The 15,280-nt window shown below is 54.8% G+C and carries 16 protein-coding genes; 4 read left to right on the forward strand and 12 right to left on the reverse strand.

The genetic code is table 11. The features are described from left to right. Positions 1-79 precede the first annotated feature (79 nt). From ACILQA_RS05470 to ACILQA_RS05505, 8 genes are all read right to left on the reverse strand, one after another. Positions 80-466, reverse strand: a complete 387-nt coding sequence (locus ACILQA_RS05470) for an NADH:ubiquinone oxidoreductase subunit NDUFA12 (protein ID WP_395628783.1) — start codon at positions 464-466, stop codon at positions 80-82. 48 nt (positions 467-514) lie between these two features. Beyond that, positions 515-1,027: a DUF192 domain-containing protein gene (locus ACILQA_RS05475; protein ID WP_395628784.1), complete on the reverse strand. Its 513-nt coding sequence runs from the start codon at positions 1,025-1,027 to the stop codon at positions 515-517. Continuing rightward, positions 1,024-1,767 carry a GIN domain-containing protein gene (locus tag ACILQA_RS05480; protein ID WP_395628785.1) on the reverse strand — a complete coding sequence of 248 codons (744 nt, stop codon included), beginning with the start codon at positions 1,765-1,767 and terminating at the stop codon, positions 1,024-1,026. The genes ACILQA_RS05475 and ACILQA_RS05480 overlap by 4 nt, the downstream gene beginning before the upstream one ends. Beyond that, complete coding sequence (locus tag ACILQA_RS05485; RefSeq protein WP_395628786.1) at positions 1,740-2,366, reverse strand: class I SAM-dependent methyltransferase; 627 nt, start codon at positions 2,364-2,366, stop codon at positions 1,740-1,742. Before ACILQA_RS05485 ends, ACILQA_RS05480 begins: the two co-directional genes overlap by 28 nt. A 180-nt stretch (positions 2,367-2,546) precedes the next feature. Next, entirely contained in the window at positions 2,547-3,746 is a 1,200-nt protein-coding gene (locus tag ACILQA_RS05490; protein WP_395628787.1) for an FAD-binding domain-containing protein, read from the reverse strand. Then, positions 3,743-4,087: a DUF393 domain-containing protein gene (locus ACILQA_RS05495; RefSeq protein ID WP_395628788.1), complete on the reverse strand. Its 345-nt coding sequence runs from the start codon at positions 4,085-4,087 to the stop codon at positions 3,743-3,745. Before ACILQA_RS05495 ends, ACILQA_RS05490 begins: the two co-directional genes overlap by 4 nt. Positions 4,088-4,202: 115 nt before the next feature. Beyond that, complete coding sequence (locus tag ACILQA_RS05500; RefSeq protein ID WP_306062043.1) at positions 4,203-4,730, reverse strand: CarD family transcriptional regulator; 528 nt, start codon at positions 4,728-4,730, stop codon at positions 4,203-4,205. Positions 4,731-4,938: 208 nt separating this feature from the next. Further along, the gene (locus tag ACILQA_RS05505) at positions 4,939-5,457 is read right to left on the reverse strand and encodes a winged helix-turn-helix transcriptional regulator (RefSeq protein ID WP_395628789.1); all 519 of its coding nucleotides are present in this window, start codon (positions 5,455-5,457) and stop codon (positions 4,939-4,941) included. A gap of 195 nt (positions 5,458-5,652) precedes the next feature. On the opposite strand from ACILQA_RS05505, the gene ACILQA_RS05510 reads away from it, so the two are divergent. Both ACILQA_RS05510 and ACILQA_RS05515 read left to right on the forward strand, forming a co-directional pair. Continuing rightward, the gene (locus tag ACILQA_RS05510) at positions 5,653-5,991 is read left to right on the forward strand and encodes a CC_3452 family protein (RefSeq protein ID WP_395628790.1); all 339 of its coding nucleotides are present in this window, start codon (positions 5,653-5,655) and stop codon (positions 5,989-5,991) included. 268 nt (positions 5,992-6,259) lie between these two features. Next, positions 6,260-8,353, forward strand: a complete 2,094-nt coding sequence (locus ACILQA_RS05515) for a RelA/SpoT family protein (RefSeq protein ID WP_395628791.1) — start codon at positions 6,260-6,262, stop codon at positions 8,351-8,353. On the opposite strand, the gene ACILQA_RS05520 is transcribed toward ACILQA_RS05515, so the two are convergent. Next, the gene (locus ACILQA_RS05520) at positions 8,350-8,886 is read right to left on the reverse strand and encodes a regulatory protein RecX (RefSeq protein WP_395628792.1); all 537 of its coding nucleotides are present in this window, start codon (positions 8,884-8,886) and stop codon (positions 8,350-8,352) included. The two genes, ACILQA_RS05515 and ACILQA_RS05520, sit on opposite strands and share 4 nt — an antisense overlap. A 109-nt stretch (positions 8,887-8,995) precedes the next feature. Between ACILQA_RS05520 and ACILQA_RS05525 the strand changes: the two genes are divergently transcribed. Further along, positions 8,996-10,723, forward strand: a complete 1,728-nt coding sequence (locus tag ACILQA_RS05525; protein WP_395628793.1) for a fatty acyl-AMP ligase — start codon at positions 8,996-8,998, stop codon at positions 10,721-10,723. Positions 10,724-10,817: 94 nt separating this feature from the next. Here the strand turns inward: ACILQA_RS05525 and arsC are convergent, their stop codons facing one another. Then, on the reverse strand, positions 10,818-11,165 hold the full coding sequence (arsC, locus tag ACILQA_RS05530; RefSeq protein WP_395628794.1) for an arsenate reductase (glutaredoxin): 348 nt from the start codon (positions 11,163-11,165) through the stop codon (positions 10,818-10,820). 169 nt (positions 11,166-11,334) lie between these two features. On the opposite strand from arsC, the gene ACILQA_RS05535 reads away from it, so the two are divergent. Further along, positions 11,335-13,440, forward strand: coding sequence for a TonB-dependent receptor (locus ACILQA_RS05535; protein ID WP_395628795.1), 2,106 nt, complete (start codon positions 11,335-11,337; stop codon positions 13,438-13,440). Here the strand turns inward: ACILQA_RS05535 and ACILQA_RS05540 are convergent. Both ACILQA_RS05540 and hemB read right to left on the reverse strand, forming a co-directional pair. Then, positions 13,437-14,000 carry a gamma carbonic anhydrase family protein gene (locus tag ACILQA_RS05540; RefSeq protein ID WP_395628796.1) on the reverse strand — a complete coding sequence of 188 codons (564 nt, stop codon included), beginning with the start codon at positions 13,998-14,000 and terminating at the stop codon, positions 13,437-13,439. The two genes, ACILQA_RS05535 and ACILQA_RS05540, sit on opposite strands and share 4 nt — an antisense overlap. Positions 14,001-14,099: 99 nt before the next feature. Beyond that, positions 14,100-15,101: a porphobilinogen synthase gene (gene hemB, locus ACILQA_RS05545; protein ID WP_395628797.1), complete on the reverse strand. Its 1,002-nt coding sequence runs from the start codon at positions 15,099-15,101 to the stop codon at positions 14,100-14,102. Positions 15,102-15,280: the final 179 nt, after the last annotated feature.

Consider the following 15,280-nt stretch of genomic DNA (forward strand, 5'->3'; position numbering starts at 1 on the left):
GCCAGCTTTTCTTCGTCAGTGGGTCCGCACGCCGCGAGCGTTGCCAGCAACGGCAGCAGCATCAGGCTGTGCCGGCGAATCATGATGCGTCGGGACTCCACGCCTCATAATCGCCAGTGGCGCGGGCACGATGGCCGCCGCGCTGTATCGATCCTGCTGGCCGATAGGCACGGTCCGTGCCCGTCAAATTGGCCTCAGGCAGTGTTTCATAGCCACGTACGGGCGGCAAATAGCTTTCCGGGTCGCCATCATGGGTACCATGCAACCATCCGTGCCAGTCGGGCGCAACGCGGCTCGCATCGTTCGCGCCATTGTAGATGACCCAGCGACGTTTGCCGTCGGACGACTGATAATATTTGTTACCCTCGGCATCACTGCCCACAGCTTTGCCCTTACGCCAGCTGTAGATCGCCGTGCCGATGGTGGCACCGTCCCACCAAGTGAAGATTTTACCGAGAATAGCCATGGACCCGCGATTAGGAGCAAGCACGTTGCGGTGCAATCCCTATTTGCCTTACTTTGCGGTCCATTTAACGGTGTCACCCGCCGAAATACCCAGCTCGGCGGATAACCCCCCGCGCAGTTCCAGCACGGCTACAACGGGTTCACCCGATTCAACCGGTATTGTGGAGTACGGAATTGCGTTTTCGGCGATGCTTTCAATCGTGCCGTCTGTCCGGACAAAGATGATGTCGAGCGGGATCACCGTGTTCTTCATCCAAAAGCTTGCCATGCGCGGTTCAGGAAAGGGAAAGACCATGCCGGCATTGTCCGCAAGCTCGGTACGGAACATCATTCCCCGGGCCTGCTCCATCGACGTCTGCGCAAGTTCGACCGTGAACGCCCGCGTTTTTGCGCCACTGGTGACGCACAATGTCACCTGCTCAAGCCCAGCGGCAGACCGACCCGCGCCCGTTCCGGGTTTGCACTCTGCGCTCTGGTTTCCGCCATTGGCAGGCATTGTGCACGCGGCCAGCGAAAGGGCGGCCGCGTAAAGGCCCGTTTTGCCAAGCTTACGTAAATTCATTTAGGCGATCCTTTTTCGATTCTGGCACAGTTAATAGCGGCACTGCCGGCCTGTTTCACAAAACAACTGCCGTTTCCACTTACATTGATCGTTCCGGTTCCGCGATTAAAGATATTGGCCGCTTCGTCGACATGCACGCGGGATTCCCCATTGCCGATATGTTCAAGCCGCACATTGCGCATCGGGACATTGGCTGCGTCAAAATGACCGGTGCCATTCAATGTGACGCGCCCATCACGGATTTTTCCGTCCTGTATGTCGATCCGTCCGTTTCCGTCGATGTCGGCCGAGAATTGGTCGGTGAACAGCCGTTCGACCGAAATGGAGCCGTTGCCCGCCACGAGCATGCGGGCGGCGTCTTGTTGCTTTACCTCGGAAATTTGCAGGCTTCCATTGCCGCTGACCGTCATTTCTTTAATCGCCTGGGTCGATAGCATGACCTCAAGCGGCTGCGTCATCGGGACGCCCTTTTCGTTGTTCACAGCACCCTGAAGACGCACACGCAATGTCATGCCGACACGTTCCAGCTTCAGGGCATCGAGCACCCTTTTGTCGCCTTTGGCTCTCGCAGATGGCGCTTTGCCCGTTTGCACCTGTACTTTGATGTCGCCGATGACTTGAATATTTTCAAAGCTGGCGACGAGGATTTTGCGTTCGTCGGCCAACGCAGGCCGTTCTGCAAAAAATCCGACGGACAGCGAGATTGCAACAATTAATGTGCCAAACTTGCCTCGCCCCATTCCACCCAGCCAAGCCATTTCGGTGTCCTTTTCATATAATGTCCCTGCGGCGCATCACACACAAAGCCAGCATCCGATATGGCCCCAGTTACCGGTCGGGTCAAATGACATCCGCCAGCAATATGTTTCCAAACCGGCTCAATCCGATTTTGCCAGCTTGCCGCAGCCGGGTCTGGCGCTTTGCCATGCTCCAAAAATATCAGCCGTCCGCCGGGGCGCAGGACGCGCCGGACCTCCGAAAGCGCGGCGGTTGGATCTTGAACCGAACATAATGTGAAAGTGGTGACGACTGAGTCAAAGCTGCTGCTTTCAAACGGCAGCGCCTCTGCAATGCCGTTTGCGAAATTTGCGCTTCGGCCTGATCGCAAGAGCGCATCTTGCGCGCGGCCAAGCAATTCCGGCGATGGATCAACACCCGATAGGGATCGCACCTGCGACCAGTCGTAAAACTGCAAATTGGTTCCGCCGCCGCAGCCCAGTTCCAGAATGTCCCCCGATGCACGCGGAATGACTTTTGCGCGATGATGCATCACCGCAGGCTGCGTGCAGGCGCAACCAATAAGACGGGGGACGACGTGCCGGTCCCACCAGCCGTTCATGCGAGGGTCCCCGAAGGTTTAACATCTTCGACAGCGCGCAAAACCGAGTGTCCGCATGCGGTGATGGCGCGTGCGGCAAACGGCAGGAACAATGTGATTTTACGCATGGGTCAATCTCCTTGTGCATCGTCGTTATGATGCACTTCGGGAATGTAACTCAAGAGCAAATTGCAAGCCGTCCTAAGAACTCAATTCACTTAGAATCTTCGGGATTTTTTCTTTGAAGGGGAAAAATCCCTTGGTCGCATGTGGCCAGAATTTCTCGTCCCAGCTTCGGCGGATTTGGACCAGCGGGACACCTTCCCGTTCCAGACGCGGAGCGCATTTGGCGAGCAGGTCAGCAACCGGACCCACTGGCGCGTAAGGGGTGACAATCTGTTCGGCACCGGCTTGCTTTGCCTGTGTGATTAAGGTTTCGACATTCAGGGTAGCGAGAATATCCGTGGGACATTGAAACGCAGTGCTGACCCGTTCTGCTGCGTCACGTGAAGCGCTTGCGACGAAACTCCGCGCATTGTCGCCCCATAAGGTGGTGGGATCGGCGGTGACAAATGCCGCCTTGATTGCCGTCGAAGGCGTAAAGAGCGACTCTGGGTTTAGGTCATCCGGCGTTACCAACAACAATGCCGGCTTTTGCCTGTCCCATTGCGCTGCGAAGGAAACGGGCTGCGGATTTGCGACGGTCAAATCGGGTGGGATTATAGCCGTCTTTGCCAGCCCTTTTGGTGCAAATCGTCCATTGGTATAGCGCGCGATATTGTCCGTTGTCGCGAGGTATGTTTTGCCAGCGGTTTGCAAGCCAGCCACCCAGCGCCATGATAATGTGTTGCTCGCTGCGTCGGCGTCAACCAAGTGGCGCACGAAAAAGTCAGCACCTAACGCCCATGGCAGGCGCAGTGTAAATATCCAGATGGAGGCAAACCACATTCTCGCGTGATTGTGGAGATAGCCCGTCTCCACCAGCTCGCGTGCCCAACCATCAAAGCCTTCGATGCCGGTCTGCCCAGCTTCGGCGCTGCGGATTGCGCGCGCATTGGGAAAACTATCGCGCTGCCGGTCGCGTTCTTCCTGAAACTGCGTCCACACGGACGGGCGCATTTCCAGCCAGCCCTTCCAATAAGTGCGCCACAATATTTCCTGAATGAACTTTTCCGCTGCTGCCAGGCTGTGTTGCTCCAGAACAGCGTCGACGACCTCCTGCTCGGTAATCATCCGATAGCGCAGATAGGGTGAAAGTTTCGATACGGCGCTGGGCTGCTTGGGCCCCGGATCCGTGTTGCGGCCAAAGGCATAATTTTGCCCCGCGCCGGGTATGAACTGGGCAAGGCGCGCGCGTGCGGCGGTCCGCGAGGCGGGGAAAACATCCGATACCACTGTCATGCCAGCCACTTTTGCAAATAAGGACGGATTTTCAGGAAGCGGACATACAACCGCTCGAATATGTCCAAAATAACGGGATTTCGTGCAAGCCAACCCAGTGGCTTAAGCAGGGGAATATGCCGCCACATCGCCGCAAATGCAGCCGCACCCGATAGCATCACGCCATTTTCACAGGCGTGAAGACGGTCAAGCATCAGCTGCCGGTCGAGCGGGCATATGGCCGTTTCTGGCGCAATATCTTGGAAGTCGATTTTTCGCTGCCAATCGAGACGCCGCATCAGCGCTATTTCACGCACGCACAGCGGACAAGCGCCGTCATACCAGATAATGAGATTGAACATGCCTCTGTTTAGACGCGCCGGAAAGGGACGTCAGGCTGGGCATAATATGGTATAGAAATGCCAAAAAAAGGGCGCCGTTGCCAGCGCCCTTCAAATTTTCCGGTAACGAAACTGGTTATTCCGCTTTTTCGTAATATTGCGGAGCCGCTTCATTCAGAATGGCCAAAATCTTCTGCAGAGCCGCTTTTTCGTCGGTCTTTTCCATTGCCGCGAGCTCGCGCGCCAAACGGCTTGATGCCGCTTCAAAAATCTGACGTTCCGAATAGCTCTGCTCAGGCTGGTCATCGGGGCGGAACAAGTCGCGGGTCACTTCGGCGATCGAAACGAGGTCGCCCGAGTTGATCTTCGCTTCATATTCCTGGGCACGGCGCGACCACATGGTGCGCTTTACCTTAGGCTTGCCGGTGAGCGTATGCATTGCTTCCTTGAGCGTTTTGTCGCTCGACAGCTTGCGCATGCCAACGCCTTCGGCCTTGTTGAAAGGCACGCGAAGCGTCATTTTTTCTTTTTCAAAGCGCAGCACATAAAGCTGAAGCTGCATCCCTGCGATTTCGGAATCCTGAAGCTCGATTACGCGACCAACCCCGTGCTTGGGATACACCACATAATCGCCTACATCAAACATCGCCGCGTTGGACGTCATATTTCGACCTTTCTGATTATTCGGGAGAATAAGCTCGCTGACGACATAATGTCGTCCATAAGACAGTTGGCATTCGTCCCTTACGTCATCATCCGCTCAATCCCATGATAGGAAGGCGGTTATCGACCATTTTTGGCCTGTCAGCGCGGAGTGTAACAGATTCGCCACAAAAGTTCAATGCTGCTGTACAGAGCGTCAATCGTGCGACTTAAATTGCGCTTAATTTTCGCACGCGATCATCATGTTCGGCAAACACGGCATTGCTAATCGGCTTGATATCCGCCGAGTTCATCCAGCATAGGTCCATATGGCCAAGAACGCGGTCATCATGGCTTCTTATGGTGACCGGCAGGATGGGTTGATGATCCAGCTCATCGACCAAAACCGGATTGGATGGCACGCCCGTCCCCCATTTTTCGCCCCATTGGCGCAACGCAATCATCGTGGGCAGCAGATCCAGCCCTTTTTCGGTCAGGCGATATTCCACTTTACGACGGTCATCAGGGCACGGCGTACGATGCAATATGCCGCTTTCGCTCAATCGGCTTAAACGGTTGGCCAAAATGTTGCGCGCAATGCTGATTTCCGTGAGGAAATCTTCAAAATGGCGGATGCCATTGAAGGCAGCGCGCAAGATCATGAACGACCATCGTTCGCCCATTGCCTCAAGTGCGGTTGGTAGCCCACACTCGGTAATATCCTGTAGTGACTCGCGCAAATCGCCCATATATTAAACCCCCGACACATAGGGTGAGCCGACCCGAAAAATTTTGCAACCCCATTTAAGTTTTAAGTTGCAACTCGAAACCTAATCTAATAAGTAGCGATTCGCAACTGGTTTTCCAGAGGCGCAAAACGAAGGTTTGGAAACAGAATGCCGGCCACCGTTGTGCTCTGTTATCAAAGCTAAAAGGATAAGATTATGACTCTCTCCCAAGTTTCCGCCCGTTTGGGCGCACTCGCTGCCGCATCTGTGATCAGTGCTACACTGCTGTTCGGTGTTCCAACGCAGGCGCAGGCTGCAAGCAACAGCGCATATTACAAAATCGAATTGGCGCAGCCAGCCGCATCGAAGCAAGAATTGCTGCGTAGCGTAGTCGTAAAGTGCGAAGGCACTGCATGCCGCGCGCCAATGGCTTCGACTGCCGCAAAGAATATGTGTGTCAGTGTCGCCCGCAAATTGGGTTCAGTTTCTGCTTTCACCGCCGGTGATCGCGTCTTTACAGCCGACGAACTCGCAGCCTGTAACGCTGGCGCTTAATTGGCCAGCCTCTCAATAAGCACATTCGGCTCTTCTCTCCTCCCAACTAGCCCGCGACAATTTTATTGACGCTTTGAGCCGAGACAACTGCACCGGAATATGGCCATACGCCCGACGTCGCGGACGCCATGTTCCGGTGCATTTTTTGTTGAAGCAGGCGTTCTCACATGCGCCATGCACAAGCAGCCAGCGCATAATTTGTTGTTAAATCGACTATGTTTTTAAGTTTCTTGTTGCAACGCAGCGCAAAAGCCACATCTTGGAGGCTATGATGCGGCAATATGAATTGGTTGAACGGGTGCGGGCCTATATCCCGGATGTTGATGAGGATCGGCTTAACCGAGCCTATGTCTTTACGGTTCAGATGCATGGTGCGCAGAAACGGGCATCAGGCGACCCGTATTTCAGCCATCCGGTCGAAGTCGCAGGTTTAATGACCGACCTCAAAATGGATGAGGATACGATCATCACCGCGCTGCTCCACGACACGGTGGAAGATACGCTGACCTCAATCGAAGATGTCGAACGCCGCTTCGGTTCCGAAGTCGCGCGGCTGGTCGACGGCGTTACCAAGCTTTCGAAAATCGAAGCGCAAACCGAAAACGAACGCGCTGCCGAGAATTTGCGCAAATTCCTGCTGGCCATTTCCGATGATATCCGCGTGCTTTTGGTCAAGCTTGCGGATCGCCTGCACAATATGCGGACGCTGCATTTTATCAAAAGCCCCGAAAAACGTCGTCGTATCGCCAAGGAAACGATGGATATCTATGCCCCGCTGGCGGAGCGGATTGGCATGTATGAATATATGCGCGAAATGCAGTTGCTCGCGTTCGAACAGCTGGAACCCGAAGCATATCAGACGATTACAGGACGTCTGAAACAGATCCGCGAAAAGGCCGACGTTGAAATTGACCAGATTAACCAGACCATCGCTTGGGAAATGGAACAGGCCGGGCTGAAAATCAAAATCTCCGGCCGCGAAAAGCATCCTTATTCGATCTGGAAAAAGATGCAGGAACGCCATGTTGCGTTTGAGCAGCTGACGGACATCAACGCCTTTCGCGTGATAACCGAGACCACCGAAGACTGCTACCGCGCTTTGGGTGTGCTGCATCGGCGCTGGCAGATGGTGCCGGGGCGGTTCAAGGATTTCGTCTCAACGCCAAAGCGCAACGGATATAAATCGCTGCACACGACAATCATGTTCGCCAAAAACATGCGCGTCGAAGTGCAAATCCGCAGCGCCGAAATGCATCGAAGTTCGGAACATGGCTTCGCCGCCCACTGGGCCTACAAGCAAGCGGATAAGCCCGATGGGCAGGCTGCGTGGTTGCGCGATCTCATCGAAATTCTTGAAACCAGCCAAGATGCCGAGGACATACTCGAAAACACCCGCATGGCGATGTATCAGGACCGGATATTTGCCTTCACCCCAAAAGGCGCGCTGCATCAGCTGCCCAAGGGGTCAACGGTCGTTGATTTTGCGTATGCCGTGCATACCGATCTTGGCGACAAGACCGTTGGCGCAAAAGTGAATGGACGCCATGTCCCTTTGCGCGCGCAATTGAACAATGGCGATATGGTCGAGATCCTGAAATCCAAGGCGCAGGAACCGCAGCAGACTTGGCTTAACTTCGTCACGACAGGTAAGGCGCGCGCCGCCATCCGTCGGCATGTGCGGCACCGCGAACGCGATGAGCTGGTCGCGATTGGGCGCAAGCTTTATGAAGAAGTCGCTGCGCGTATGCCGGGCAAAATCGGCAAGAAAGCCTTAACGGCCGCGGTGAACCGGCTAAAGCTTGAAGACGAGGAAGAGCTGATGCATCGCATCGGCCTTGGCAAGATTAATGACCATGCCCTGATGGAGGCACTGGTGCCTGGTTTTGACGCGGATGGCATCGCGCTTGATTTTCCAAATCAAGAACGCGCCATTTCCATACGCGGACTTACGCCGGGCGTCGGTTACCACCTCGGTGAATGCTGTCACCCCATTCCGGGTGACCGGATCGTGGGGCTGAGGTTGCCGGGCCAACCGGTTGAGGTGCATACGATCGAATGTGATCGTCTCGCTAACGGAGCCGATGCCGATTGGGTCGACTTGAGTTGGGGGCAGGGTAGCGATGGCGCTTCGGCGCGATTGCGCACGATCATCCACAATCGTCCCGGCACGCTGGGTGAAATTGCCGGCATTTTTGGCTATCACAAGGCGAACATCATCAATTTGCGTTTAACTGCGCGCGACGCCGAGTTTCACACCTTTGAAATAGATTTGGAGGTGCATGATTTGCAGCACCTTATGCGGATCATATCTGCGCTTCGTGCGTCCGAGGCTGTGGCGACAGCAGACCGCGTCTACGACTAAATCCAGTCGCCAATCTCATCCCCGGGTTCCGCGTAGACAAAACGTTTGGCCAGTTCAAAACTGTGTCCAGCGCGCAGAAAGGCATTGAGTTGCTTATTGCGTTTCTCTGGCGTTGCAGCTTCTTGGGCAAATGGACCGATACGTTTGCGTCGTGCAAAGTTTTCGGCGGCACTTAATGTGCTTTCTTCCATATGTGCTTTTGCTGGGATGGCATCCGCATCGCCTATACCGCTCGCGCGCAAATCCTCGTTTAAGCGCCGTTCGCCATAGCCACGGCGCACAAATGACCGGCTTCGTGCCTCAGCAAATTGGGCGTCGTTTATATAGCCGAGTGCGGCAAATTGTTCGACCAGCATTGCGATGTCCGCGCTGCGTTCCCCGTCCCAGCCACGCTCGCGAATTTTGCGGTTTAAATAGGTCCCGAGCTTGGCCTGAGTGGTCGCGTATTTGCCAACATAATGCAGTGCTAGCTGTCTCAGTCTCTCGTCATTTAACGGCGGAGCGGGTTTTTTGGCGGCACGTGGGCTGTTCACGCCCTATTCTTGCCACAGTCGGGTCGAAATTTGAACTGGTATCGACGCGTAATGGCTTAGGCTAACAATAAAATTATCGGGCACCGCCCTATTTGCTATGGGAAAAATTATGAGCGAACGCGCATCCACGCCAACGCAGGACAGTTTGCCACGTCGTTTTTCTGACTTTGCGACCTTAGGTGAGGCATTGGATTATGCCGCCCAAGGGCAGCGCGGTCTCAATTTTCACGACATGCGCGGCCAATTGGCGCGTCCTTATCCCTATAGCGAAATGCGCGAAGACGCGCTGAACATGGCGTATCGCTTGATCAGCCATGGTGTCCGTAAAGATGACCGGATTGCCTTGGTCGCGGAGACCGGTCCAGATTTTGCAGCCTTGTTCTTTGGCTGTGTATATGCCGGCGCATGGCCAGTGCCACTGCCATTGCCAACGTCATTTGGCGGTAAAGAAAGCTATGTGGATCAGCTGTCCGTGCAGCTGAAAAGTTGTGACCCCAAGATACTGTTCTTTCCAGCCGAACTTGCCGACATGGCCAATGATGCGGCACGCGCATGCAATGTCGAAGGCATTGATTGGGAGAGCTTCGGCGATCGCATTGCTGTAAAGTCCGATCTTCCTTCGGCGCAGACCCACGAAATCTGCTATTTGCAATATTCCAGCGGCTCGACCCGTTTCCCGCATGGCGTGGCGGTTACCCACAATGCCCTGCTGAACAATCTGTCGGCGCATTCGCATGGCATGGAAGTGACGGAAAATGATCGCTGCGTGTCATGGTTGCCTTGGTATCATGATATGGGCCTCGTTGGTTGTTTCCTGTCGCCCGTCGCAAACCAAGTTTCGACCGATTATATGAAAACCGAAGATTTTGCGCGCCGTCCATTGGCGTGGCTTGATGTTATTAGCGCCGCCGATGGCACGGTCATCAGCTACTCGCCAACATTTGGCTATGATATCTGCGCGCGGCGGGTTTCCAGCCAGACACAGGTCAATGATCGCTTCGACCTCGCAAAATGGCGCCTTGCGGGCAATGGTGCCGATATGATCCGTCCCGACGTCATGCAGGCTTTTGTCGATGCATTTGGCGATGCGGGTTTCAAGGCCTCCTCTTTCCTTCCAAGCTATGGCTTGGCTGAAACCACCTTGGCGGTGTCCATCATGCCACCGGGCGAAGGTATTCAAGTTGAACTTGTCGAAGAGACGGAACTAACTGGCCATCCCGGTGCGCCGGATCGCCCCATCCGTTATCGTGCAATCGTTAACTGCGGCCGCGCTGTAAAAGACATGACCATCGAAATCCGCGACGAAAACCGCAAGCCACTTGCTGACAAGACGATCGGCAAAGTGTGGTGCACGGGGCCTTCATTGATGAAGGAATATTTCCGCGACAAGGAATCGACCGATGCGTGTCTGGTCGATGGCTGGCTGGACACGGGCGACATGGGCTATCTGTCGAACGGCTACATTTATATTGTGGGCCGCGCCAAAGACATGATCATCATCAATGGCAAAAACCATTGGCCACAGGACATTGAATGGGCGGTCGAACAATTGCCTGGATTTAAAGCTGGCGATATCGCGGCTTTCTCCGTGACAACGCCGGGCGGTGAGGAAACGCCTGCTGTGCTGGTCCAGTGCCGTACTACTGACGAAGCCGAGCGGGCAAAGCTGCGTGAGCAGATCCGCGACAAGGTTCGGTCGGTGACTGGAATGAACTGTGTCGTTGAATTGGTACCACCGCGGACATTGCCGCGGACCAGCTCAGGCAAAATGAGCCGTGCGAAAGCGCGTAATCTGTATCTGTCCGGTGAAATTCAGCCCTACGCAATCGCGGCTTAACCGCCTGCAAATATCGAACGGTTGCGGGATAGCTGCGTCGGTCGATGGCCTTGCATTTTGTAAAGGGCTACAGCCTCAGGTGGCTTGAGAAGCCCTAGAGCAGCTCAAGCACTTTTTCTTGCGGTCGGCATAGCCGAACCCCTTTGTCGGTTTCCACAAATGGCCGTTCGACGAGGATTGGGTGTTCAACCATATGATCCAATATGCGATCGGCAGAAGCGCCATCGATCAAACCCAATTCTTCAGCGGGTGAACCACGGGTTCGCAGTGCTTCGCGTGGCGTAAGGCCCGCATCCTTAAACAGTTGTTCAAGCTTCGCACGGGTGAAGGGTTGCTTGCGATATTCGATAATCTCGACCGTCACACCCGGGGTTTCCTGAAGAATGGCGAGCGTCTTACGCGACGTTCCGCAATCGGGGTTATGCCAGATGGTTGCGTTCATGATTATGGTCGTCCCTGATAATGCCATTTGCGTCGCAATGTACCTAAATCGGTGACCCGCAAAAGCAAATGCGCTTTTTTACAATTTTCAATTGCGCATGATAACGATTCGCAATAGGGGCGTGCAATAGAATTGCGAGTCATTTGCAATAACGATAAAAAGGTCGAAAATGCTTCGTCTCTCCTCTTCCGTTTTTGCCTTTGTTTCTTTGGCAATAAGTGCGCCTTATGCGTTCGCCGAAGACGTGGCATATGATGACGGGGCATTTGATAACAGCCGGACCATCATTGTGACAGGTGTCAGTGACGGGTACCTTGCGTCCAATTCCATCACGGCCACAAAAACCGATACGCCGCTGATCGATATTCCGCAGACCATCAATGTCGTGACCCGCGAACAATTGGATGATCAGGCGCATCACTCGCTGGCGGATATATTACGCTATGTTCCGGGTACAACTGTGGGCCAAGGCGAGGGCAATCGCGACCAAATTACCCTGCGTGGGCAAAACACAACGGCTGACTTTTTCTTGGACGGCGTGCGCGACGACGTTCAATATTATCGCGGACTATATAATATTGAGCGGGTCGAAATTCTGAAGGGCCCTTATGCGCTGATCTTTGGCCGTGGCGGCGGCGGCGGTATCATTAACCGGGTTCAGAAGGCTCCGTTGAGTGATGATTTCATTTACGCAGGACAAGCCAGCGTCAACAGTTTTGGCGCATATGACGTTTCGGCTGATTTGAACGCTCCGTTAAGTGCATCCACTGCTGTGCGTATTAACGCGGTGTACGAAAGCCTGGACAGCCATCGTGATTTTGTTGGCGGCGAACGCTATGCTTGGAACCCCTATGTCGCCTTCAGGCTGAACGATGTTTGGAAGCTGGGCCTTTCGTATGAATATGTAAATGACGACCGCACGACGGATCGGGGCATCCCGTCGGTCGCGACCGGTGCGGGCCAACCCAATCGTCCCCTTGCGGGCGTCCGCGACCAGTTTTTCGGCGTCCCCGGTGTCAATCGCACGCGGCTCGAGGCGCACATTGCCAAGCTGCGGCTGGACGGTCAGTTGGCATCAAATCTCAATTTCAGCGGCACCATGCTCTATGGCGATTACGATAAAATCTATCTGAACGTCTTCGCAAATGGCGCGGCCACGGCACAAAATGGAACGGTCGCTCTTGGGGCCTATAGTGACCCCACCCAGCGCGAAAATGTCATTGCTCAAGCGAATGTGGTTTGGGACATCGAAACGAGCGCGCTTGCGCACAAAATTCTTGTCGGCGCGGAGTATGGAGACCAAAAATCAACCAATCGGCGTTTCAATGGGACACTTTCCAACGCGACATTGGGCCTTTCGAACCCTGTTTTCCCAACAGTAGCTTTCAACGCTTTGGCACGTGACAGCGTTTCTGATGTGAAGTTCTTCTCTGCTTATGTGCAGGACCAGATTAGCTTTGGCGAACATATCGATGTCGTTGCAGGGCTTCGGTACGACAGTTTTGATATCAGCGGTGCAGATTTGCTGCCGGCAATCGACCGGCCTTTTGCACGAAAGGATGAAAAGATAAGCCCCCGTCTTGGGCTGATTTTCAAACCGCAGGAAAGCATGTCGCTTTACGGCAGCTATAGCCAATCATTCCTACCGCGGTCGGGTGACCAGTTTCTGGCGCTGACGGTGACACAGCAAAACCTAGCTCCGGAGAAATTCACCAACTTTGAAATCGGCGCCAAATGGGATGTCCAGCCAAATTTAAACCTGACCCTTGCAGTCTTTCAGCTTGATCGCAGCAATGCGACGACGCCGGACCCCTCCAATCCGCTTTCCAGCATCAATATCGGCAAAACGCGAACTCAGGGGATTGAGCTAGCTGCGACAGGACGCGTGACGTCGCAATGGCAAGTAAATGGCGGCTACAGCTATCAGGACGCTGTTCTGGCGGGCAACAATACTGTGCGGCTGGCGCAAGTGCCAAAGCATCAGGCAAGCCTGTGGAACCGGTATGAATTATCTGACGCGTTTGCAGCAGGTGTCGGCATCATCCACCAGTCGAGCCAATATGCCGCAATCCGCACATCCGCGACGACAACCAAATTGCCTGCATTCACACGGGTCGATGCTGCTCTATATTATAATGTGAGCGACCGCTGGCAGCTTCAGCTGAATGTCGAAAATCTGTTCGACACCGCATATTATTCGGACGCGCACAACAATAACAACATCTCGACCGGCGCGCCAATCAATGCCCGTTTCACGGTTAGGGCGAAGTTTTAAGCGCTGGCTGTCGCAGCCGCATGAAGCTTGGCATTGGTGACATAATGCGCAACGCCGATCCGCATCCCCATAACGGCCGCATCGTCGAGATCGCGAACAAAACGCGCTGGCGATCCTGCCCATAACTGCCGGGCTGCAATGCGTTTCCCTTGCGTGAGCATTGCCCCTGCCGCGAGCATGGCATCGCTTTCAATGACGGCACCGTTCATGACCGTTGACGACAGCCCAACAAACGCACGGTCGTGAAGGATGCAACCGTGCAGCATGACATTGTGACCAACGAGCACGTCATCGCCGATGATGGTCGGAAAACCATCTTCAACGCCGGGCATTGGGCCGTCGCAGTGCACGACACTGCCGTCTTGAATGTTGGTTCGGGCGCCAATCACAACCCGGTTCACTTCAGCGCGAATGACGCAATTGTACCAGATGCTGGCCTCCGGTCCGATGGTAACATCACCGATAATGCGACAGCCCGGCGCAATGAATGCGCTGGCGTGAATCTGCGGGGTCTTGCCATTGACAGTGATAATGCTGATGTCGGTACGGTTATTGATCATCGGATTTTCCATAGTGAAAGATGTTGCAACACAGATGAATGATCATCGGTCCACGCACATGTGTCGCCGAGTGCTTCGTGCTTCAGCGCCGTTCATGTTTTACCCGTTCAGCAAACGCGCGGCCAGTGCGGCATGATATGTCAAAATGCCTGAGCAACCGGCGCGTTTGAATGCCATCAGCGTTTCCAGCACCAAGGCATCGCGGTCACCAGCGCCAGCGGCAGCCGCGGCCTCAATCATCGCATATTCACCGGACACTTGATACGCGAATACGGGCACGTCGAATTGGTCACGCACGCGGCGGACAATATCGAGATAGGGCAGGCCGGGCTTGACCATGACGCTGTCGGCACCTTCGGCGATGTCCATAGCGACTTCGCGCATGGCTTCATCGCTGTTCGCGGGATCCATCTGATACGTTTTCTTGTTACCTTTCAGCAGGCCGCTTGAGCCAACGGCGTCACGGAACGGGCCGTAGAACGCGCTGGCATATTTTGCGGCGTAGGACATGATCTGGACGTTGGGATGGCCATGCATTTCGAGTGCCTTGCGAATGGCGCCAATGCGTCCGTCCATCATGTCACTTGGCGCAATGATGTCCGCGCCGGCATTGGCCTGATTTATCGCTTGGTCGACAAGCACGGCCACCGTTTCGTCGTTCAGCACATAACCCGCATCGTCGATTAAGCCGTCCTGTCCGTGCGACGTGTAGGGGTCGAGCGCGACATCGGTCAAAATGCCGATTGCATCGCCATGTGCCTGTTTGATGGCGCGGATGGCGCGGCACATGAGGTTGTCGGGGTTGAGCGCCTCTTCACCGTCCTCGCTGCGCCGTTCTGGCTGCGTGTTTGGGAATAATGCGATGCAGGGGATGCCAAGCTCGATAGCTTCCGCGGCGCGGACAACAATCTGATCAACGGACCAGCGCGATACGCCCGGGAGCGACAAAATCGGCTCTTCAACCGCCTCTCCCTCGGTGACGAACAATGGCCAGATAAGATCTGCCGGCGAAAGCATGGTCTCACGGACCATGGCTCTGCTCCATTGCGTGGCGCGCGTGCGGCGCAGACGGGTGTTCGGGAAAAAGGATGTGTTGCTCATGAAGGACAGGTAGCGGTGTTAGGCCGCATCCTCAATGGCTTATCCTTTGGTTTGCGAATGGTCGACTTGAAGGGTCAGTCGGTCAATTTCACGCTTCGGTTCGTCCGTGCTTTTCGCTTGTGTGCGCAATGGTGCGAGCGCTGCACCGGCCTTGACCGATTTCAGGCGCTGAAGCGTGC

This window comes from Sphingorhabdus sp. (genome assembly GCF_044239005.1).
Classification (GTDB): Bacteria; Pseudomonadota; Alphaproteobacteria; order Sphingomonadales; family Sphingomonadaceae; genus Sphingorhabdus_B.